The organism is Actinoplanes sp. NPDC051494, from assembly GCF_044454705.1.
In the GTDB taxonomy this organism is placed as follows: Bacteria; Actinomycetota; Actinomycetes; order Mycobacteriales; family Micromonosporaceae; genus Actinoplanes.
Genome location: NZ_JBITDZ010000001.1, coordinates 735,498 through 756,458 on the forward strand (window position 1 = coordinate 735,498; position 20,961 = coordinate 756,458).

General features: G+C 72.4%; 18 protein-coding genes and 1 pseudogene. 6 read left to right on the top strand and 13 right to left on the bottom strand.

Translation table 11 applies throughout. The features are described 5' to 3' along the window. Complete coding sequence (locus tag ACIA6A_RS03355) at nt 1-4,539, top strand: ATP-dependent helicase (RefSeq protein ID WP_396095771.1); 4,539 nt, start codon at nt 1-3, stop codon at nt 4,537-4,539. Here the strand turns inward: ACIA6A_RS03355 and ACIA6A_RS03360 are convergent, their stop codons facing one another. Next, nucleotides 4,540-5,034 carry a zinc-binding dehydrogenase gene (locus ACIA6A_RS03360; protein WP_396095772.1) on the bottom strand — a complete coding sequence of 165 codons (495 nt, stop codon included), beginning with the start codon at nt 5,032-5,034 and terminating at the stop codon, nt 4,540-4,542. A 424-nt stretch (nt 5,035-5,458) separates the two neighbouring features. Here ACIA6A_RS03360 and ACIA6A_RS03365 point away from each other — a divergent pair. Together ACIA6A_RS03365 and ACIA6A_RS03370 are read left to right on the top strand one after the other, a co-directional pair. Then, nucleotides 5,459-5,713, top strand: a pseudogene (locus tag ACIA6A_RS03365) (transcriptional regulator); the annotation flags it as partial. A gap of 53 nt (nt 5,714-5,766) precedes the next feature. Continuing rightward, the gene (locus tag ACIA6A_RS03370; protein ID WP_396095773.1) at nt 5,767-5,913 is read left to right on the top strand and encodes a hypothetical protein; all 147 of its coding nucleotides are present in this window, start codon (nt 5,767-5,769) and stop codon (nt 5,911-5,913) included. Here the strand turns inward: ACIA6A_RS03370 and ACIA6A_RS03375 are convergent. Continuing rightward, nucleotides 5,885-6,406, bottom strand: a complete 522-nt coding sequence (locus ACIA6A_RS03375) for a GNAT family N-acetyltransferase (RefSeq protein WP_396095774.1) — start codon at nt 6,404-6,406, stop codon at nt 5,885-5,887. The two genes, ACIA6A_RS03370 and ACIA6A_RS03375, sit on opposite strands and share 29 nt — an antisense overlap. Nucleotides 6,407-6,466: 60 nt before the next feature. Then, the gene (locus ACIA6A_RS03380; protein ID WP_396095775.1) at nt 6,467-7,396 is read right to left on the bottom strand and encodes a TIGR03560 family F420-dependent LLM class oxidoreductase; all 930 of its coding nucleotides are present in this window, start codon (nt 7,394-7,396) and stop codon (nt 6,467-6,469) included. An 83-nt stretch (nt 7,397-7,479) separates the two neighbouring features. Between ACIA6A_RS03380 and ACIA6A_RS03385 the strand changes: the two genes are divergently transcribed. Continuing rightward, a complete protein-coding gene (locus ACIA6A_RS03385; protein ID WP_396095776.1) occupies nt 7,480-8,268 on the top strand; it encodes an S-adenosyl-l-methionine hydroxide adenosyltransferase family protein in 789 nt (262 codons plus the stop codon). Nucleotides 8,269-8,297: 29 nt separating this feature from the next. Beyond that, nucleotides 8,298-9,083 (top strand): DNA-formamidopyrimidine glycosylase family protein, encoded by a 786-nt coding sequence (locus tag ACIA6A_RS03390; RefSeq protein WP_396095777.1) that lies wholly within the window; start codon nt 8,298-8,300, stop codon nt 9,081-9,083. Nucleotides 9,084-9,103: 20 nt separating this feature from the next. On the opposite strand, the gene ACIA6A_RS03395 is transcribed toward ACIA6A_RS03390, so the two are convergent. From ACIA6A_RS03395 to ACIA6A_RS03425, 7 genes are all read right to left on the bottom strand, one after another. Next, complete coding sequence (locus ACIA6A_RS03395) at nt 9,104-9,865, bottom strand: hypothetical protein (RefSeq protein ID WP_396095778.1); 762 nt, start codon at nt 9,863-9,865, stop codon at nt 9,104-9,106. Nucleotides 9,866-9,943: 78 nt separating this feature from the next. Beyond that, nucleotides 9,944-10,798: a PspA/IM30 family protein gene (locus ACIA6A_RS03400; RefSeq protein WP_396095779.1), complete on the bottom strand. Its 855-nt coding sequence runs from the start codon at nt 10,796-10,798 to the stop codon at nt 9,944-9,946. Between the two features lie 299 nt (nt 10,799-11,097). Further along, on the bottom strand, nt 11,098-11,565 hold the full coding sequence (locus ACIA6A_RS03405) for a helix-turn-helix domain-containing protein (RefSeq protein ID WP_396095780.1): 468 nt from the start codon (nt 11,563-11,565) through the stop codon (nt 11,098-11,100). Between the two features lie 191 nt (nt 11,566-11,756). Further along, nucleotides 11,757-12,233, bottom strand: a complete 477-nt coding sequence (locus ACIA6A_RS03410; protein ID WP_396095781.1) for a CinA family protein — start codon at nt 12,231-12,233, stop codon at nt 11,757-11,759. Then, on the bottom strand, nt 12,230-12,826 hold the full coding sequence (pgsA, locus tag ACIA6A_RS03415; RefSeq protein WP_396095782.1) for a CDP-diacylglycerol--glycerol-3-phosphate 3-phosphatidyltransferase: 597 nt from the start codon (nt 12,824-12,826) through the stop codon (nt 12,230-12,232). Before pgsA ends, ACIA6A_RS03410 begins: the two co-directional genes overlap by 4 nt. Then, the gene (gene rimO, locus ACIA6A_RS03420; protein WP_396095783.1) at nt 12,823-14,325 is read right to left on the bottom strand and encodes a 30S ribosomal protein S12 methylthiotransferase RimO; all 1,503 of its coding nucleotides are present in this window, start codon (nt 14,323-14,325) and stop codon (nt 12,823-12,825) included. The genes pgsA and rimO overlap by 4 nt, the downstream gene beginning before the upstream one ends. 137 nt (nt 14,326-14,462) lie before the next feature. Continuing rightward, complete coding sequence (locus ACIA6A_RS03425) at nt 14,463-16,991, bottom strand: DNA translocase FtsK 4TM domain-containing protein (RefSeq protein ID WP_396095784.1); 2,529 nt, start codon at nt 16,989-16,991, stop codon at nt 14,463-14,465. Between the two features lie 85 nt (nt 16,992-17,076). Between ACIA6A_RS03425 and ACIA6A_RS03430 the strand changes: the two genes are divergently transcribed. Continuing rightward, nucleotides 17,077-17,493, top strand: a complete 417-nt coding sequence (locus ACIA6A_RS03430) for a YbjN domain-containing protein (protein ID WP_396095785.1) — start codon at nt 17,077-17,079, stop codon at nt 17,491-17,493. On the opposite strand, the gene ACIA6A_RS03435 is transcribed toward ACIA6A_RS03430, so the two are convergent. The 3 genes from ACIA6A_RS03435 to ACIA6A_RS03445 form a co-directional block, all read right to left on the bottom strand. Beyond that, nucleotides 17,464-17,826 (bottom strand): DUF2784 domain-containing protein, encoded by a 363-nt coding sequence (locus tag ACIA6A_RS03435; RefSeq protein ID WP_396095786.1) that lies wholly within the window; start codon nt 17,824-17,826, stop codon nt 17,464-17,466. The genes ACIA6A_RS03430 and ACIA6A_RS03435 overlap by 30 nt on opposite strands. Before the next feature lie 66 nt (nt 17,827-17,892). Further along, complete coding sequence (locus ACIA6A_RS03440) at nt 17,893-19,107, bottom strand: S1 family peptidase (RefSeq protein WP_396095787.1); 1,215 nt, start codon at nt 19,105-19,107, stop codon at nt 17,893-17,895. 164 nt (nt 19,108-19,271) lie between these two features. Then, nucleotides 19,272-20,960, bottom strand: a complete 1,689-nt coding sequence (locus tag ACIA6A_RS03445) for a ribonuclease J (protein WP_396095788.1) — start codon at nt 20,958-20,960, stop codon at nt 19,272-19,274. Nucleotide 20,961 lies beyond the last annotated feature (1 nt).

The following is a 20,961-nucleotide window of genomic DNA, read 5'->3' on the forward strand; positions in this document are numbered from 1 at the left end:
ATGGGGGGCGTGAAGGACGTGCTGGAGCAGTTCGGCCTGGCCACCCGGGAGTGGTTCAGGGCCGCGTTCGCCACGCCCACCGCGGCCCAGGCCGGGGCGTGGCGGGCGATCGGCGCCGGGCGCAACGCGCTGGTCGTGGCGCCGACCGGCTCCGGCAAGACGCTGGCCGCGTTCCTCTGGTCGCTCGACCGGCTGGCCCACGAGCCGGTCCCGAAGGAGGCCAGACACCGTTGCCGGGTGCTCTACATCAGCCCGTTGAAAGCGCTGGCGGTCGACGTCGAGCGCAACCTGCGGGCCCCGCTGACCGGCATCCGGCAGGCGTCCGGCCGGCTCGGGGTGCCGCCGCCGGACATCACCGTGGGCATGCGCACCGGCGACACCCCGGCGGACGAGCGGCGCAGCTTCGCCCGGACCCCGCCGGACATCCTCATCACCACCCCCGAGTCGCTGTTCCTGCTGCTGACCTCCGCCGCCCGGGAGTCGCTGCGCGGGGTCGAGACGGTGATCATCGACGAGGTGCACGCGGTCGCCGCCACCAAGCGCGGCGCCCACCTGGCGCTCTCGCTGGAGCGGCTCGACGCCCTGCTCCCCCAGCCGGCGCAGCGGGTCGGGCTCTCCGCCACCGTGCGGCCCATCGAGGACACCGCCCGGTTCCTCGGCGGCGCCCACGACGTCGAGATCGTGCAGCCGCGGAGCACCAAGACCATCGAGGTGTCGGTGCAGGTCCCGGTCGAGGACATGACCCGTCTCGACGAGGTGCCCGACACCGATGCCGACGACCCGGGCGCCGGGCGGCACTCGCCGTCGATCTGGCCCGCCGTCGAGGAGCGGGTGCTCGATCTGATCCGGTCGCACCGGTCCACGATCGTCTTCACCAACTCCCGGCGCGGGGCCGAGCGGCTGTGCGCGCGCATCAACGAGCTGGCCTTTGCGCCCGAGGCGCCCGTGGTCACCTCACCGCCCGCTCAGATCATGGCCCAGGCGGGTGGAGCCGACGGAGCGCCGCCGGTCGTGGCCCGCGCGCACCACGGCAGCGTGTCCCGCGAGGAGCGCAAACAGATCGAGGAGGCACTGAAATCCGGGCAGCTGCCGGCCGTGGTCGCCACGTCCAGCCTCGAGCTGGGCATCGACATGGGCGCGGTGGACCTCGTCGTGCAGATCGAGGCGCCCCCGTCGGTCTCCGCGGGTCTGCAGCGCATCGGCCGGGCCGGGCACCAGGTCGGTGCGGTCTCGCGGGGTGTGGTGTTCCCCAAGCACCGCGGTGACCTGGTCTCCTGCGCGGTGGTCGCCGAGCGGATGAGCGAGGGCGCGATCGAGGAGCTGCGCTACCTGCGCAACCCGCTCGACGTGCTGGCCCAGCAGATCGTCGCCATGGTAGCCCTCGACGAGTGGCAGCTCGACGAGCTGGCCGCGCTGGTCCGGCGGTCCGCGCCGTACGCGGAGCTGCCCGATTCGGCCCTGCACGCCGTGCTCGACATGCTGTCCGGGCGTTACCCGTCGACCGCGTTCGCCGAGCTGCGTCCCCGCCTGGTCTGGGACCGCACCACCGACCAGCTCACCGGCCGACCCGGCGCCCAGCGGCTCGCCGTCACCAGCGGCGGCACCATCCCCGACCGGGGCATGTTCGGCGTCTTCCTGGCCGGCTCGGCCAAGCCCTCCCGGGTCGGCGAGCTCGACGAGGAGATGGTCTACGAGTCCCGGGTCGGCGACGTGTTCCTGCTCGGCTCCACCTCCTGGCGCATCGAGGACATCACCCCCGACCGGGTGCTGGTCTCGCCGGCCCCGGGGGCACCGGCCAAGATGCCGTTCTGGAAGGGCGACTCGCTGGGCCGCCCGATCGAGCTCGGCCGGGCCATCGGCGCCCGGCTGCGCGGCCTGACCCGGGCCGGCGACGAGAACGCCGTCGCGTCGCTGCGCGAGTCCGGCCTGGACGAGTGGGCCGCCGACAACCTGGTCGCCTACCTGCGCGAACAGCGCGAGGCCACCCGCAACCTGCCCGACGACCGGACCATCGTGGTCGAACGCTTCCGCGACGAGCTCGGCGACTGGCGGATGACCGTGCACTGCGTGCTCGGCGCCAAGGTCAACGCGCCCTGGTCGCTGGCCATCGCCCGCCGGCTCTCCGAACGCTACGGCGTGGACGGCCAGGTCATGCCGTCCGACGACGGCATCGTGGTGCGGCTGCCGGACACCGCCGAGGACCCGCCCGGCGCCGACCTGGTCGCGTTCGACCCCGACGAGATCGCCCAGATCGTCGAGGAGTCGGTGGGCACGTCGGCGCTGTTCGCCTCCCGCTTCCGCGAATGCGCGGCCCGCTCCCTGCTGCTGCCCCGCCGGGACCCCCGCCGCCGCCAGCCGCTGTGGCAGCAGCGCCAGCGCTCGGCCCAGCTGCTCGACGTGGCCCGGGAGTACGCCGACTTCCCGGTCACGCTCGAAGCCGCCCGCGAGTGCCTGCAGGACGTCTTCGACGTGCCCGGGCTCAAGACGCTGATGAGCGAGATCGCCGGCCGCAAGGTGCGGCTGGTCGAGACGGAGACGCCCCGGCCCTCGCCGTTCGCCCGGTCGCTGCTGTTCGGGTACGTCGGGGCGTTCCTCTACGAGGGCGACGCGCCGCTGGCCGAGCGCCGGGCCGCCGCGCTGACGCTCGACTCGACCCTGCTCGGTGAGCTGCTCGGCCGGGTCGACCTGCGGGAGCTGCTCGACCCGACGGTGGTCGCCGAGACCGAGAGCCAGCTGCAGTGGCTCACCACCCAGCGCACCCCGCGCGACGCCGAGGACGTGGCCGAGCTGCTGCGGCTGCTCGGCGACCTGGCCCCCGACGAGCTGACCGCCCGCTCGATCGACCTGGCCTGGGCCGACGAGCTGGCCGGCAACCGACGCGCGATCCGGGTCCGGGTCGCCGGCCAGGAGCGCTGGATCGGCATCGAGGACGCCGGCCGCTACCGCGACGCGCTCGGCGTCGCACTGCCGGTGGGCATCCCCGAGGCCTACCTGGAGCCGGTCACCGACCCGCTCGGCGACCTGGTGGCCCGCTACGCGCGTACCCACGGCCCGTTCGCGGCGGCCACCGCGGCGGCCCGGTTCGGCCTGGGCGTGTTCGTGGTCGAACAGGCCCTCAAACGGCTCGGCGCCACCGGCCGGGTCGTCTCCGGCGAGTTCTCCCCCGGCGGAGCCGGCAGTGAGTGGTGCGACGCCGAGGTCCTGCGCCTGCTGCGCCGCCGCTCGCTGGCCGCGCTGCGCCGAGAGATCGAGCCGGTCGCACCCCGGGTGCTGGCCGCGTTCCTGCCCCGCTGGCACCAGATCGGCGGCAACGCCCGCGGCGTCGACGCGGTCGCGGCCGCGATCGAGCAGCTGCAGGGCATCGCGGTGCCCGCCTCGGCCTGGGAACGCCTCGTCCTGCCGGTCCGGGTCGCCGACTACGCCGCACCCCAGCTCGACGAGCTCTGCGCCGGCGGCGAGGTCCTGTGGGCCGGTTCCGGCAGCATCGCGGGCGGCGACGGCTGGGTCACCCTCGCCTACGCGGACAGCGCCCCGCTGCTGCTCCCGCCCCCGGACGACGAGCTGGCCCTGACCCCGCTGCACCAGGCGGTCCTCGACACCCTCGCGGACGGTCAGGCGCTGTTCTTCCGCTCACTGTCCGACCGCGCCGGCTCCACCGACGACACCGATCTCGCGGCCGCGGTCTGGGATCTCACCTGGGCCGGCCACCTCACCAACGACACGTTCGCCCCGCTGCGGGCCCTGCTCGGCGGCAGCGGCGCGCACAAGGCCAAGGCCGCCCCGGCGAGGACGCGATATCGCCGCCCCGGCCGGGTCGCGATGCCGTCGCGCACCGGGCCCCTGCAGATGACCGGTCGCTGGTCCCGCCTGCCCGCCCGCGACCTCGATCCCACCCGCCGGGCCGCCGCCCTGGCAGACCTCCTGCTCGAACGCCACGGCGTGGTCACCCGGGGCGCGGTCATGGCCGAGGGCAACCCGGGCGGTTTCGCCGCGGTCTACCCGGTCCTCGGCGCCCTCGAGGAACGCGGAGCGGCCCGCCGCGGCTACTTCGTCGAGGGCCTCGGCGCGGCCCAGTTCGCCGTCCCGGGCGCGGTCGATCGCCTCCGCGCCCTTGCCGAACCCGCCGAGCTGACCAAACGCACCGGCACCACCGCGCTGGTCCTGGCCACCACCGACCCGGCCAACCCGTACGGCGCGGCCCTGCCCTGGCCGGAACGCGTCGTCGACACCGGAGCCACCCCCGCCCCGGCCACCGGCCACCGGGCCGGCCGCAAAGCCGGCGCCCTGGTCGTCCTCGTCGCCGGAGACCTCGTCCTCTACATCGAACGGGGCGGCCGCACCCTGCTTTCGTACACCGACGACCCGGAGTCCCTGCTGGCCGCGGGACAGGCACTGGCGGGAGCGGTGCGCTCCGGAGCCCTCGGCCCGATGTCGGTGGAGCGGGCCGACGGCGAATCGGTCCACGCGTCCCCGCTGCGCGACGCCCTGACCGCGGCCGGCTTCCGCACCACCCCCCGCGGCCTGCGGCTCCGCGGCTGATCACCGCATCTCGATCACCACGTTGCCGAACGGGTCGGCCGACTCGTAGTACCGGTACGCCGCCGCGGCCTCCTCGAAGCCGAACGTGCGGTCGATGACCGGCCGGAGCCCGTGCTCGGTGATCAGGTCGTTCATCGCCAGGAACTGAGCACGGCTCCCCACCGCAAGGGTCCGGAGCGTGGCCGCCGCACCGAGGAGCCGGCCGGTGTCGATCGACGGCCAGGCCCCGGAGCAGGAGCCGACCAGGGCGATCTGCCCGCTGAGCGCGATCGCGGCGAAGGACCGGTCCGGGGCACCCCCGGTGCCCACGATGCGGTCGGCGCCCCGGCCGCCGGTCAGGTCCCGGACGGCAGCCGCCCGGTCCGGCGTCGTGCGGTAGTCCACCACGTCGTCCGCGCCGAGGGCGCGCAGGCGGGCTTCCTTGTCGTGGCGGCCGGTCGTCGCGATGACCCGGGCGCCGAGCAGTTTCGCCAGCCGCACGGCGATTCGGCGCACCCCCGCGCCGACCGCGACGACCTCGCCGGCGCCGTCGGAGACCGGGATGACGTCGGTGCCACGGGCAGCGGATACGTCCCACGCATGATCAACAGTTCGCGGTAGCTGAGCGAGGCCGCGCGGACCGCGACGGCGACCTCGCCGGCGTCAGGATCGCGGGGTTCGTGGGTGTGCACCGACAGCCGGCCTGATCCCAGCCGATAGCTCCTGGTCATCCGTGGAGCGTGCGGTCCGCCGGCGGCCCCGGGGACGCTAGATATCAGGGTGAGCACCGAAACGTTCGCCGGCGTCCTGCGTGATTGGCGGGTGCGCCGCCGGCTCGACCTCGCCGTCCGCGCCGGCACCACGTCACCTTCATCGAGACGGGACAGGACGGTCGGCGCCCGGCCGGTCGATGATCGTGCGCCTGGCCGAGTCCCTCGACATGCCCCTGCGGGAACGCAACGCCCTGCTCCTGGCGACGGGATTCGCCCCGGTCTACCCGGCGAGCGGGCTGGGAGATCCACCACTTCGCACCGTGCGGGCGGCCCTGGAGCGGATCCGGGCCGGCCACCTGCCGTACCCGGCGGTCGTCGTCGACCGGCACGCGGACCTGGTCATGACCAACACCGCGTTCCACGCCCTCACCCGCGAGGTGGCCCCCTGGCTGCGGGACGCCCCGGTGAGCGTGCCGCGGCTGCTGCTGCATCCGGATGGCCTGGCTCCGCGCATCCTCGACCTGACCGAGTGGGCGTGGCACGTCTGCGTCTCATCACCGCGCTCACCCCTTTCGGCACCGCCGTCGACGTCACCGTGGCCGAGCTGCGGCTCGAGGCCTTCCTGCCCGCCGACGACGCGACCGCCGCACTCCTCAGTGCGCTGTCGGCCAGCGCAGCGTGAACATCTCGTCGGGACCGTCCTCGCCGGGTTCGTCGAGGTGCTCGGCGCGGGTCAGGCCGGCCCGGAGCGCGACCTTCTGGGAGGCGAGGTTCTCCGGGCGTACCCGGGCCAGGATCGTCCACTCGCTCAGATGCTCACCCGCCCAGGCGACCACCGCCGACGCGGCCTCGGTCGCGATGCCGGCACCCCAGGCGGACGGGGCCAGGCGGTAGAAGAGGTTGAGCACCTCGCGGTCGCGGAAGCGGACCACCTTGAGCCCGCAGAAACCGAGGGTCTCACCGGACTCGCGGTCGCGCACCGTCCAGTAGCCGAAGCCGTGCCGGCGCCAGCGGTCGTCCCACAGGCGGAACAGCTCCTCCGCGTCCGCCCGGGTCGCGAGGGCGTCCGACGGATTGTGCAGACAGGCCTCGGGATCGTGGTGGATCGCGAAGACGGCATCGATGTCGGCCGGATGCGGGCGGCGCAAAGTCAGCCGTGAGGTGACAATCTCCACGACTCAGACTTTACAAGCGAACAAGCCCCGCCGGTCGAGTCCCCGGCGGGGCCGCGTGCCTCAGCCGAGCTGCGGGGCGACCGCGGTCGCCACCAGCTCCACGTGGTTGAGGTCGCTCAGGTCCAGGGCCTGGAGGTACAACCGGGTCGCGCCGGCCTCCGCATACCGGCCGATGATCTCGACGACCTGATCCGGGGTGCCGACGATACCGCCGTTGTCGCGCATCTCACCGACCTCGCGGCCGATCGCCGCCGCCCGGCGGGCCACCTCGGCGTCGTCGCGACCGACGCACAGCACCGCCGCCGCGGAGAACGCCGGCGGGGTCTCCCGGCCGATCGCCGTGGAGGCGTCGCGGACCCGCTGGTACATCGCCGGCAGGTCCTCGATCTTGGCGAACGGGGTGTTGAACTCGTCGGCGAACCGGGCCGCGAGCGCCGGGGTGCGCTTCTTGCCGGCGCCACCGACGATGATCGGCGGGCGGGGCGACTGGACCGGCTTCGGCAGCGCCGGCGAGTCCACGAGCTGGTAGTGCTTGCCGGCGAAGCTGTACTTCTCGCCGATCGGGGTGGTCCAGAGCCCGGTGACGATCTCCAGCTGCTCCTCGAGGCGGTCGAAACGCTCGCCGAGGGGCGGGAACGGGATGCCGTAGCCGGTGTGCTCCGACTCGTACCAACCGCCGCCGAGACCGAGCTCGACCCGGCCGCCGCTCATCTCGTCGACCTGCGCGACGGTGATGGCCAGCGGGCCGGGCAGCCGGAACGTCGCCGAGGTGACGAGCGTGCCGAGCCGCAGCCGCGACGTCTGCACAGCGAGCGCCGCGAGCGTGGTCCACGCGTCGGTCGGGCCGGGCAGACCGTCGCCGCCCATGGTCGTGTAGTGGTCCGAGCGGAAGAAACCGTCGTAACCGGTGTCCTCGGTGACCCGGGCCAGCCGGCGCAGGTCCTCATAGGTGGCGCCCTGCTGGGGTTCGGTGAAGATGACGAGACGCATGACGCCAACGATGCCAGAGATCAGCGGCGCGCTCGCGGGACCCGGCGAACACTCACCGTGCCGGCGCAGTAACGTGATTCACCATGGGCACCTATGGATGGATCAGCCTCACCACCGACTACGGCACTTTCGACGGTTTTGCCGCTGCCTGCCACGGGGTGATCGGCCGCTACGCCCCGGCCGTACGTGTCATCGACGTCACACATCACGTGCCGCCGGCCGACGTCGCCCGCGGTGCCGCGGTGCTGGCCCAGACCGCGCCGCACCTGCCGCCGTCGGTGCACGTCGCCGTCGTCGACCCGGGAGTGGGCACCCAGCGCCGCGGGATCGCCGTCGGCACGCCCGGCGGCCTGCTCGTCGGCCCGGACAACGGCCTGCTGATCTGGGCCGCGGAGGCCCTGGGCGGCATCGACGAGGTGGTGGAGCTGACCAACGAGGACTGGTTCCTCGGCGATGTCTCCCGCACGTTCCACGGACGCGACATCTTCTCCCCCGTCGCCGCGCACCTCGCGCTGGGCGAGCCACTGGCCGCCGCCGGCCGTACGGTCGATCCGGCATCCGTCGTCCGTCTCCCCGACCCGGTCGTGGCGATCGGTGACGGCTGGATCGAGGCCGAGGTGGTCACCGTCGACCGGTTCGGCAACGTGCAGCTCGCGGCCGCCGGCTCCATGCTCAGCGGCCTCGGCCCGGAGCTGGTCATCTCCGGCGGCGTGAAGGCCCGCCTCGCGAACACGTTCGGGGACGCCGCACCCGGCGAGCTCATCGTCTTCCAGGACTCGGCCGGCCGGGTCGCGATCGCGGTCAACGGCGGCCGGGCCGTCGTGGTGCTGTCCGTGACCCCAGGTGACGTGGTCCGCATCGCCGAGCGTTAGAAAACGTCCCGGCCGGGCAGGATGGACACATGCCCGAGGGTGACACCGTCTGGAACACCGCCCGCGTCCTGGAACGCGCGCTGACCGGTGAGGTACTCACCGGATCCGACTTCCGCGTGCCCCAGCTCGCCACCACCGACCTGGCGGGCTGGACGGTCGCGGAGTCGGCGAGCCGCGGCAAACACCTGCTGACCCGCCTCACCCGCGACGACCGGGCCATGACGCTGCACTCCCACCTGCGCATGGACGGCGCCTGGCGCGCCTACGCCCCCGGCGAACGCTGGACCGGCCGGCCCGCCCACCTGATCCGGGTGGCGCTCAAGACCGCCCGCTCCGCCGCGGTCGGCTTCCACCTGCACGAACTCGCCCTGATCCCGACGTCGCAGGAGGAGACCCTGGTCGGGCACCTCGGCCCGGACCTGCTGGGCGCGGACTGGGACCCGGACGAGGCGGTCCGCCGGATCGAGGCCCACCCGGACACCACCATCGCGGAGGCCCTGCTCGACCAGCGCAATCTCGCCGGGGTCGGCAACCTGTACAAGGCGGAGACGCTGTTCCTGCGCGGTCTCTGGCCCTGGACCCCGGTGCACGCCGTCAAGGACCTGCACGGCACGGTCACGCTCGCCCAGAAACTCGTCGCCTCGAACCGCGGCCGCTGGACCCAGACGACAACGGGCTCACTGCGCAGAGGCCAGACCAGCTACGCGTACGGACGCCGCGCCCAGCCGTGCCGACGCTGCGCGACCGCCATCCGCAAGGCAGAACTCGACGACCGCGTCACGTACTGGTGCCCCCGCTGCCAGCCCGAACCCTGAAGATCTGCCCGGCCGGCTCGTCAGGCGGCGGGTGTGGGTGGGCGGCGGAGCTCGGAGAGGCCTTCGGCGATGCCGCGGAGGCGGTCGGTCGCGTCGATGAGGCCGGTCAGGGACGGATGCGTGCCGACCGCGGGATGGCCGTCCTCGGCGACGTAGCTCGCCGCCGCCGCGACCAGGCGTTCGTAGGCCGTGACACCGTCGGTGAACTGGGTCGCCAGGCTCTCGTGGGACTTCTCGAGGACGTCGCGGCGTTCCGCCGGGGTCAGCGGCAGGGCCCGTTCGACGCTGGCGACGCGCTGGCCGAGGTCGCGGAGCCACTGCTCGGCCACGGTCGCTTCGAGCAGGGCGCCCTCGCCGGGGCCGGTCAGCCGGCCGGCGAGACCCACGAGGGTGGTCGAGGCGCGGTCGAGACGGTCCCAGGCCTGCGCGACGGCCGAGCCGCGGACCGCGTAACGGTCCCGGTGCCGGCGGACCTCCTGGACCACCTGGCGGCCGGCCGGGAACCGTTCCACCGCGGCGACCAGGCGCTGGCCCGGCAGGACCGCGGGCGGTGCGGGCGGGGGCGGGAGGGCGGCGAGCTCGCGGTGATCGCTCCAGCGCCACCACGCGAGGGCGACGGACGCCCCCGCGGACGCGGCCCAGACCGCGTCGGCGACACCGATGCCCGCGTACGGCGTGAGGACGGCCGTGGCGGCGGTCAGCCCACCACCGATGACGCTCCACCGCCGGGCGGCGCCACGCAGCCGCTTGAGCTGCCGGAAGTATCTGGTCCGCTCGTCCACCGTCCGCTCCCCGTTTCGTTCGACGGAGCACTTCGGGGCGGGCCCGGCACGTGTCCCGGCCGGGCCTGCCCCACTCACTCAGCCTGCGGCCGAGGTGTCCCCGCGCTTGCTGTTCATGCTGGCCCGGATCTCGTCGAGCCGGGCGACGCTCGCCGGGTCACCGGCCGGGGCCTGCTCGACGGCCGGCTGCGCCGGGGTGCCACCGAGCTTGTCGCCGGACATGCTGGCCCGGATCTGGTCCAGGCGCGAGGAGCCGGCCATGTCGAGGCTCGACTGCTGCACCTCGAGCATGCGGCCCTCGACCGAGTTGGCGGCGAGCTCCGCACGCCCCATGGCGCTGGCATACCGCTGCTCGATCTTGTCGCGCACCTCGTCGAGGGACGGGGTGTTGCCGGGCGCGGCGAGCGACGACATCGACTCGAGCGACTTGGCGACCGTCTCCTGCATCTTGGCCTGCTCGAGCTGGCTGAGCAGCCGGGACCGCTCGGCGATGCGCTGCTGCAGCACCGTCGCGTTGCGCTCCACCGCGTTGCGGGCCTGCCCGGCGGCGGCGAGCGCCTGGTCGTGCAGGGTCTTCAGGTCTTCCATCGCCTGCTCACCGGAGACGAGCTGGGTGGCGAGGGTCTGCGCGGTCGACTCGTACTTCTGCGCCTCGGCCTCGTCGCCACCGGACCGGGCCCGGTCCGCCAGGACGAGCGCCTGCCGGGCCATGCCCTGCAGCTTCTCGACCTCGGACATCTGCCGGGAGAGCTTCATCTCCAGCTGCCGCTGGTTGCCGATCACAGCGGCGGCCTGCTGGACGAGCGCCTGGTGCTGGCGTTGCGCGTCCTCGATGGCCTGCTGGATCTGCACCTTGGGATCGGCGTATTCATCGATCTTCGCGCCGAAGAGCGCCATCATGTAGCGCCAGCCCTTGACGAACGGGTTCGCCATATCCGCGGTATCCCCTCAATGTCGCTGCTTCGTACGCACCACCGACGCGGGCCCGAGGGGTCTTCACGATGGCGCGGGCTCCATCGTGTCAGCTCCACGCCACCGGCGTCACGTGACCTCGGGGGGATCTCAGGGTTAACCGGGGGACCCCCCGCCATCGAGGTTACGCGGGAAACGCTGTTACGGCGATGCCGGGACCTGGAGCTTGGTGCCCGCCGCACCATATCCGGGGTGGAAAAACGTCGCACCCCCGGGCCTGACGGCCACGGGGGTGCGAAACGACGGCGTAGGGGTGCGGATCAGGCGGCGTAGACGACGTCACGATCACGCTTGCGGGTCGCGCGCAGGGTCGCCTTGAGCGGCGTGTCCTGGCGGACCGAGACCGAGACAGAGCCGTCCGAGGAGACCTGACGCACAGCGGCGGCCTCGGCGGCCTTCGCGGCGACGGCGGCCTTGCGGGTTCCGACCGCGACAGCGTCCGCTGAGACGGCGGAATCCTGCGACTCGACCGGCACGAGCACGCCCTCCATGCCCTCCGCGAGGGAGAGCGTGGAGCTCACCTCGCCGAGCAGCTCGGAAAGCCGTGCACCCAGAGCTTCACAGATAGCGGCGAGCAGCTCGCTGGACGCTTCCTTCTGGCCACGTTCGATCTCGGAGAGATACCCAAGGCTGACGTTGGCGGCGGTCGACACCTCACGCAGAGTGCGATGCTGACCCTGCCGGCGCGCCCGAAGTGCGTCACCGATAACCCGGCGTAGCAGGACCATGGCACCTCCTCCTGCGGCGGGGCCGCCGGCAACCGCCGGAGGCTTCCCGCAACCGTACCCGCTGCGGGCCACGCCGACATCCTGCCCCGCCGAATTCCGGGGCGGGTGGGAAGTGCCGTCAGCCCGCGGGACGGGTGTGACTATTCATTCGCCGACATCAACACTTACGATGACCGCCGGATTCCCCGGTGTTATTTGCGCAGCTCATCCCCGAGAAGGGCGAGCGCTGACAGCACCGCCGCGCGCCGGATGTCACCCCGGTCACCGGTCAGCGACAACTCCCGCGCAAATTTATGAGTGGCACCCGCCACTCCGACAAAAACCGTGCCGACCGGCTTGCCGCCCTGCGGATCGGGCCCGGCCACCCCGGTGGTCGCCACCCCCCAGTCGGCGCCGCAGCGCTGCCGCGCCCCCTCGGCGAGGGCCTGAGCCACGTCCGGATCGACCGGGCCACGCTCGGCCAGCAGATCCGCCGGCACCCCGGCCAGCGCGTGCTTCAGATCTGTCGCATAGACGACGAAACCGCCCCGGAACACCGCGCTGACCCCGGGCACCTCGACCACCGTCGCGGCCAGCAACCCCCCGGTCAGCGACTCGGCGACCGCGAGCGTCTCGCCCCGGGCGGCGAGCAGCCCGGCGACCTCCGCCGCGGCGAGCGGGGTCGTCACGACGTGACTCTCCGGCGCAGGCGCAGGGCCTGGAGGACGTAGTCGACGCCGGTGATCATGGTGACCAGCAGGGCGGCCAGCATGAGGACGGTGCCGACCACCTCGAACGGGCCGGGGACCGGCCAGAGGAACCAGGCGATGGCACCGATCTGCAGCGCGGTCTTGAGCTTGCCGCCCCGGCTGGCCGGGATGATGCCGTAACGGATCACCCAGAAGCGCAGGGCCGTCACTCCCCACTCGCGGAGCAGGATCAGGCCGGTGATCCACCAGGACAGCTTGTCGTACGCGGAGAGCAGGATCAGGGCGCTGCCGGTGAGCGCCTTGTCCGCGATCGGGTCAGCGACCTTGCCGAACGCGGTCACCAGCTCGTAGCGGCGGGCGATCCAGCCGTCGGCGAAGTCGGTGGCCGAGGCCACGCAGAACGTCAGGCAGGCGGCGATGCGCCAGGACGGGTCCGTCATGGTGGAGATCACCACGAAGACCACGAAGACCGGGACGAGGACGATGCGTACGGCGGTCAGCAGGTTGGCCGGATTGTTCAGCGGCACCTGCCGGGGGACCGCCGCCGTGACCGGCACCGGCTCGTCGGTCACGACGCCGCCGTGGACACCGACGCGGGAGTGACCGTGCGGGCCGAGACGGCCTGGGGCGCGGCGGAGATCATGGCGACCGGGACGGCCACGAGGTCGACGCCCTCGGTGGCGGTGACCCGGGCCCGCACCAGGTCGCCGGGGCGCAGCGCGGCCAGGTCGACCTGCTCGTCACCGGACACGAGCGTGGTGGAGCCGTCGACCTCGGGGGCCTGGTGCTCCGCGCGGCCCTCGACCTCGCCGTCGCCGACCGTGTCGATCATGACCTCGACGAAGCTGCCGAGACGGTCCTCGGCCCGCTGGGCGCACAGTTCGTCGGCGAGGTCGCTGATCCGGGCGTACCGCCGCTTGATGGTGTCCTCGCGGACCTTGCCGGTCAGACCGGCCGCCTCGGTGCCGTCCTCGTCGCTGTAGTCGAAGACGCCGATGGCGTCGAGCCGGGCCTCGCTCAGGAAGCGCACCAGCTCGTCGACGTCCTGCTTCGTCTCGCCGGGGAAGCCGACGATGAAGTTGCTCCGGGCACCGGCGTCGGGCGCCATGGCCCGGGCGGAGGCGAGCAGCTCGAGGAACCGGTCGGTGGAGCCGAACCGGCGCATCCGGCGCAGCACGGGCTCGCTGGAGTGCTGGAACGACAGGTCGTAGTACGCGGCGACGCCGGGGGTGTTGGCGATGACCTCGACCAGGCCGGGCCGGGTCTCGGCGGGCTGCAGGTAGCTGGCCCGGACCCGCACGATGCCGTCGACGGCGGCGAGCTGGGGCAGGAGCTTCTCCAGCGCGCGCGGGTCGCCGAGGTCCTTGCCGTAGGACGTGCTGTTCTCGCTGACGAGGACGAGCTCGCGGACACCGCTCTTGGCCAGCCACTCGGCCTCGGCCAGCAGCTCCTGCGGGTCACGGGAGACGAACGCGCCACGGAACGCCGGGATCGCGCAGAACGCGCAGCGCCGGTCGCAGCCGCTGGCGAGCTTGAGGCTGGCGACCGGGCCGGTGTCGAGCCGGCGGCGCAGCACCGGGCGCAGGTGGGCCGGCGTGTGCTCGTCGACGGTGGCGTGCCCGGGGACGACGACCTTGGCCGCCTGGCGGGCGACCGGGGTGAGCGGGAGCAGCTCGCGGCGGTCGCGCGGGGTGTGCGAGGCGAACTTCTCCCCCGCCATCACGCTGTCGAGCCGGGCGGCGATGTCGGTGTAGTCGTCGAAGCCGAGGACGGCCTCGGCCTCAGGCAGGCTCGTGGCGAGCTCCTTGCCGTAGCGCTCGGCCATGCAGCCGGCGGCGACGACCTTGGCCCCGGTGTCGGCGGCGGCGAGCAGCGTCTCGATGGAGTCCTGCTTGGCCTTCTCGACGAAGCCGCAGGTGTTGACGACGACCACGTCGGCGCCCTCGGCGTCGGTGCTGACCTGCCACCCCCCGGCGTCGAGGCGCGCGGCGAGCTCCTCGGAGTCGACCTCGTTACGGGCACAGCCGAGGGTGAGCAGAGCAACGCGGCGGGGAGCGGGAGTCACGGACACTCGGCCAAGGTTACCGGGCGCCCGGCGGAGCAGCGTCCCCCGCTCGGCCCCCCACCCCGCCGCCCGCAAGAAAGAACGGTCGTTCTCCCAGGCGGGAGCGGGCAAGCGGGCGGGCGGGAGCGAGCAAGCGGGCCGGGTCAGTCGTCCAGGCGGAGCGTCGCCAACGTCTCCTCGAGCTCGTCCGGCTTGATCAGCACCTCGCGGGCCTTGGAGCCCTCGGACGGGCCGACGATGCCGCGGGTCTCCATCAGGTCCATCAGGCGGCCCGCCTTGGCGAAGCCCACCCGCAGCTTGCGCTGCAGCATCGAGGTCGAGCCGAACTGCGACGTGACGACCAGGTCGATCGCCTGGAGCAGCACATCCAGGTCGTCGCCGATCTCCTCGTCGACGTCCTTCTTCTTGGCCGCGGCCGGCGCGGTGACGTCGTCGCGGAACTCGGGCTCGCGCTGGTCCTTGCAGAACTTGACGACGTCGTGGATCTCCTTCTCGTCCACCCACGCGCCCTGGATGCGCACCGGCTTGGAGGCACCCATCGGCAGGAACAGGCCGTCGCCGCGGCCGAGGAGCTTCTCGGCGCCCGGCTGGTCGAGGATGACCCGGGAGTCGGCGAGCGAGCTGGTGGCGAACGCGAGCCGGGACGGGACGTTGGCCTTGATCAGGCCGGTGACCACGTCGACCGAGGGCCGCTGGGTGGCCAGGACCAGGTGGATGCCGGCGGCCCGGGCGAGCTGGGTGATCCGCACCACGGAGTCCTCGACGTCGCGCGGGGCGACCATCATCAGGTCGGCGAGCTCGTCGATGACCACCAGGAGGTAGGGGTACGGCTTCATGATCCGCTCGCTGCCCGGCGGCGCGACGATCTCGCCGCTGCGGACCTTGCGGTTGAAGTCGTCGATGTGGCGTACCCCGTTGGCGGCGAGGTCGTCGTAGCGCATGTCCATCTCGCGGACGACCCACTCGAGCGCGTCGGCCGCCTTCTTGGGGTTGGTCACGATCGGCGTGACGAGGTGCGGGATGCCCTCGTACGCGGTCATCTCCACCCGCTTGGGGTCGACCAGGAGCAGTCGCACCTCGTCCGGGGTGGCGCGGGTCAGGACCGAGACCAGCAGCGAGTTGAGGCAGGACGACTTGCCGGCTCCGGTGGCGCCCGCGATCAGGATGTGCGGCATCTTGGCCATGTTGGCCACGACGAAGCCGCCCTCGATGTCCTTGCCGAGCGCGACCAGCATCGGATGGTGATCGGCGGTGGCGGCCCGCGAGCGCAGCACGTCACCCAGCGACACGTTCTCCGGGTCGGTGTTGGGGATCTCCACGCCGACCGCGCTCTTGCCGGGGATCGGGGACAGGATCCGGACATCGGGCGATTTCACCGCGTACGCGATGTTGCGCGACAGCTGCGTGATCCGCTCGACCTTGACGCCCGGTCCGACCTCGACCTCGTAGCGGGTCACCGTCGGGCCCCGGGTGAAGCCGACGACCTGGGCGTCGACCCGGAACTGCTCGAACACGCCGGTGAGGCTCGCCATGATCTCGTCGTTGGCCTTGCTCCGGCTCTTGGGCGCGGAACCGGCGCCGAGCATCGCGGCCGGCGGCAGCGTGTACTGCCCCGGCACCGGCTTGATCTCCAGCTGCTCGGCCGCGACCGGCACCGGCGAGTGCTCGGGGGCCTTGCGCCGCGCCGGGACCTTGGGGAGCCGGGGCAGCGCCACCGTGTCGTGCAGGATCTCGTCCTCGGCGACCGGCGGCTCGTCGTCGGGACCGAGCCCGATGTCGGCCAGCGAGCCCTGCCGACGGCGCGGCGGGCGGCGGCGTTGCGGCTCCTCGCCGGGCTCGGCCTCGTCGAGGTCCGGCAGCGCCGGGTCCGCCCCGGGCAGCATCGGCCGGGTGGCCGAGCGGTTGAACAGCATCTCGCCGAGCAGCAGCACCCGTTCGGGGACCTTGCTGATCGGGGTCGCGGTCACCACCAGCAGGCCGAAGACGAACAGCAGGATCAGCAGGGGCACCGCCACCCACGCGGTGACCGCCCGTTCGAGCAGGGCGCCCACGGCGTACCCGATGAGTCCGCCGTCGTCGTCGAGGCCGACCGTGTCCCTGGTGTCCTGGGCGATGTGCAGCAGGCTCGCTATGGCGACCAGCAGCGCGGACCAGCCGACCAGGGAGCGGCCCCGGTGCTCCGGGTCGGCCGGTTTGCGCATCAGGCGGATGGCGCCGTACAGCAGCAGGAGCGGGATGAAGACGCCCAGGCGGCCGAAGAACAGGTGCATCGCGTCGCTGATCCGGCGGCCGACCGGGCCGGCACCACCGGACCAGACCGCGACCCCGACCAGAATCGACAGGCCGAGCATGAGCAGGCCGGCGCCGTCGCGACGGTGTTCGGGGTCGATCTCGCGGGCGGTCGCGGCCTGGCGCCCGACGCCCCGGGCGGCCCAGCCGACGCTGCCGGCCACGCCCATCCAGAGGGCGCCGACTCCCCGGCCGAGGCCGGTGGCGACCGCCGCGCCGACGCTGGGCCGGGCACGGGTGGCACTTTTGGCTCTGGCGCGGGGTGCGGCCGCGGCTTTGCGGGGGACAGATTTCTGCGGAGCCGGCTTCCGGGCACGCGTCGGGGCGGCGCCGCCCTTGGACGCGGCACGGCCCCGGCTCGCCGGAGGAGGACGGCCCGCCATGACATCACCGTAACGCCGGCACGCTCGTGAGGACGCGCGGCGCACCGCGACCCGGATTCACTTTTCGGGTGATTAAGATCAAGTTATGTCGGTGTCCCTGCAGCCCCTGACCAACGAGTTGATCACCGCGGTCCTGAAGGCCCGGGAGTTCGCCTACGCCACGGACGACGACGGTGACATCCGTGGCGACTGGCAGAGCTGCCTGATCTACTTCTTCCGGGTCGGTCAAGCGAGCGAGATCATCCAGGTACGCATCCTGACCTACCCCGATTTCAGCGTCGACGACGTGCCCAGCCTGTACGCGTTCTGCAACGCCTGGAACCACGACCGGCTCTGGCCCAAGGCCTACGTGCACACCGACGACGACGGCGTGGTGCGGGTGGTCGGTGAGGTCAGTGCGGACTTCGAGCACGGCGTCACGCAGGAGCAGCTCGACCAGGTGATGATCTGCGGCATCGCGACGGGTGTCGAGCTAGCCGAGGCGGTCGCGGCGCTGAAGTAGCACGTAACCGGTCCAGGAGACCAGGATCAGCACGGCGACCACGAGCTGCGCCACCCACTCGTAGCCGGCCGGGTAGAAGACACCGGCGGCGTGGTTGTCGAGGAAGCCGCCCTCGAGCGGGGCCAGGCCCAGTTTCTCCCGGCTGCGGTCCTCGACCCAGGTCAGCGGGCAGTACAACTTCGCCACCACGATCACCAGCAGCCACAGGGCGGCGAGGGCCTGCACCCAGATAAGTTTGCGCCAGCGCCAGGCGAGGAAGCCGCCGAAGATCCCGAACGCCAGGAACGCGAAGTGCGCCCCCACCGCGAGGAAGATCAAGACCCGATAGCTCACGGTACGAAGGTAGCGCCGCCCGCGTAGGACGGAGGATGGCCTACGCGGGCAGCGTGCCTGGGCGGTCTACCGGTGGTGACCGCGACGGTGGTGGTGACCACCGTTGTCCGCGGGCGGGGTGGTCGCCTCGGCGGGCGGGGCGGTGCTCGCCTCGACCGGCGGGGTCGACGCGCCGCCGCCGGCACCGGCCGTGGTGGTGAGCAGCGTCAGGTCGTTGGTCTCCAGGATCTCGGTGACCGGCTGGAAGAACGTCTCGCCGCCGACCGTGCAGTCGCCGGAACCACCCGACGTCACACCCTGGGCCTGGTCACCCGAGAACCACGAGCCGCCGGAGTCGCCACCCTCGGCGCAGACATCCGTACGGGTGAGACCGGTGACCGCGCCCTCCGGGTAGTTGACCGTCTCGTTCTTCGCCAGGATCGTCCCGCAGAACAGGCCGGTCGTGGAGCCGGACCGGCACACCGCCGCGCCGACGGGCGCCTCGGTGCTGCCGCCCACCGGCAGCGCGTTGTTCTTGAAGTCGTCGACGAACGGCTGCAGGCCTACGTTCGCACCGGTCTGCACGAAGCCCATGTCGGCGTCGCCGGGGAAGACCGAGGCGGCGACGACACCCTGGTCGAGGCCCTCGAAGTCGGTGGTCTCGGTGCCCGCCGCGCCGCAGTGCCCGGCGGTGACGAAACCGCCCTCGACCGCGAACCCGATCGAGCAGCGGGCCTGGCCGCCGTCCAGGTCGATGAAGTACGGCTGAGCGCCGACCACGTCCGCCAGGGTGCGCGGGGCCTCCTTGACGGTCACCACCTTCACCGCCGACGTGGGCAGGCCGGCGTCCTCGGCCAGTTCCTTCGCGTGATCGGTGTCGCCGGCCAGCGCCTTGACGACCACCTTGTTCGCGGCCACGTCGACATACCAGCCGGGCAGGTCGCTGTCGGCCTTCGTGGCGGTGCCGTCGAGGGCCTTCTTCGCGCTGTCCAGCTCGGCGACGCTGCGCTCGACCAGCTTCGGCTGCGCACCCGCGGCCCGGACCGCGCCGGCCAGGCTCTCATCGGTGATCCCGATGTTCAGCGTGGTGCCGTCAGCGCCGAGCCAGGAGCCCGCGTACGCGTCCCCGGACGTGACCCGCAGCTGGGTGGCGACCCCGGAGGCCCACGCCGCCCGGTTGATCCGGGCGGTGGCCTCCTCGGCGCTGAGTCCCAGATCGCGTTTCATGGCGGCGAGCAGCTTGGGGGCCACTCCGTCGCTCTGCGGGGTGACGCCGGTGCCGGACGGGCTCGTGCCCGCCATCGAGGGCAGTGTGAAAGCCACTGCCGCACCAACCGCCGTCACCGTCGCCGCCATCGCGACGACCGTTCTCCGCTGCATTCGGTACTCCCCTCGCATCGCGGTGCCGTGGGGGCGGCACCGTGCTCATCGATACGAGGGTGAGCGTCGAACAGTTCAAAAAGCGGTCAAACCTCGACCACGGTCGGCACGATCATCGGGCGCCGGCGGTATTTGTCGTTGACCCAGCGGCCCACCGTACGGCGGACGACCTGCTGCAACTGGTGCGGCTCGGTGACGCCCTCGGCGGCCGAGCGGTGCAGTGCCGCGGTCAGCAACGGAATCACCGGGTTGAATGCCTCGGGGTCCTCGGAGAAGCCCTTCGCCATCACCGTCGGCTCTCCGACGACCTTGCCGGTGACCGAGTCGATCACCACGGTGGCCGAGATGAAACCGCCGTCGCCCAGTATCCTGCGCTCGGTCAGCAGCGACTCGCTGACGTCACCCACGGCGAGACCGTCGACGTACACATAGCGGTTCGGCACCCGGCCGACGTGCCGCGCGTGACCCTCGACCAGGTCCACCACGTCGCCGTCCTCGCAGAGCACGACCCGGTCGGGCGCGACGCCGGACTCGATGCCCAGCCGGGCATGGGCGCGCAGGTGCCGCCACTCGCCGTGCACCGGCATCAGGTTGCTCGGGCGCACGACGTTGAGCAGGAAGAGCAGCTCACCCGCCGGGGCGTGCCCGGAGACGTGCACCTTGGCGGTGTCCTTGTGCACGACGGTGGCACCGGCCCGGGCCAGCTGGTTGATCACCCGGTAGACACTCGTCTCGTTGCCGGGCACCAGCGAGCTGGCCAGCACCACGGTGTCTCCGGGCTCGATCGTGATGTGCCGGTGGTCACCGGTCGACATCCGGCCAAGCGCGCTCATCGGCTCGCCCTGCGACCCGGTCGACATGAAGACGATCTCGTCCGGCGGCAGGTGCGTCGCCTCGTCGAGGCTGACCAGGATCCCGTCGGGGATGTGCAGCAGACCCAGGTCCTTGGCGATGCCCATGTTGCGGACCATCGACCGGCCGATCAGGGCGACTTTACGCTCATATTCGTACGCGGCGTCGAAAACCTGCTGCACCCGGTGCACGTGGGAGGCGAAGCTCGCCACGATGACCCGGCCGGTGGCCTTGCCGAAGATCGAGTTGAGCACCGGGCCGATGTCGCGCTCCGGTGTCACGAACCCGGGGATCTCCGCGTTCGTCGAGTCCGACAGCAGCAGGTCGACGCCCTCGGCGCCGAGGCGCGCGAACCCGGCCAGGTCGGTGATCCGCCCGTCGAGCGGCACCTGGTCCATCTTGAAGTCGCCGGTGTGCAGCACCAGGCCGGCCGGCGTGCGCACGGCCACCGCCAGCGCGTCCGGGATCGAGTGGTTGACCGCGAAGAACTCGAGCTCGAACGGACCCATCCGCTCGCGCTGGCCTTCCTTGACGGTCAGCGTGTACGGATCCAGCCGCCGCTCGGCCAGTTTCGCCTCGACCAGCGCCAGGGTGAACTCGGAACCGACCAGCGGGATGTCCGGCTTGTGGGCGAGGAGGTACGGCACCGCGCCGATGTGGTCCTCGTGCCCGTGGGTCAGCACGATGGCCTGCACCGCGTCGAGCCGGTCCAGGATGGGGGTGAAGTCGGGCAGGATCAGGTCCACGCCCGGCTGCTCCACGTCGGGGAAGAGCACCCCGCAGTCGACCACCAGCAGCTTGCCGTTGAATTCGTAGACGGTCATGTTGCGGCCGATGGCGCCCAGGCCACCGAGCGGCATGACGCGCAGGGCGCCCTCCGGCAACGGCGGGGGCGGATCAAGGTCCACGTGCGCTTGGCTCATC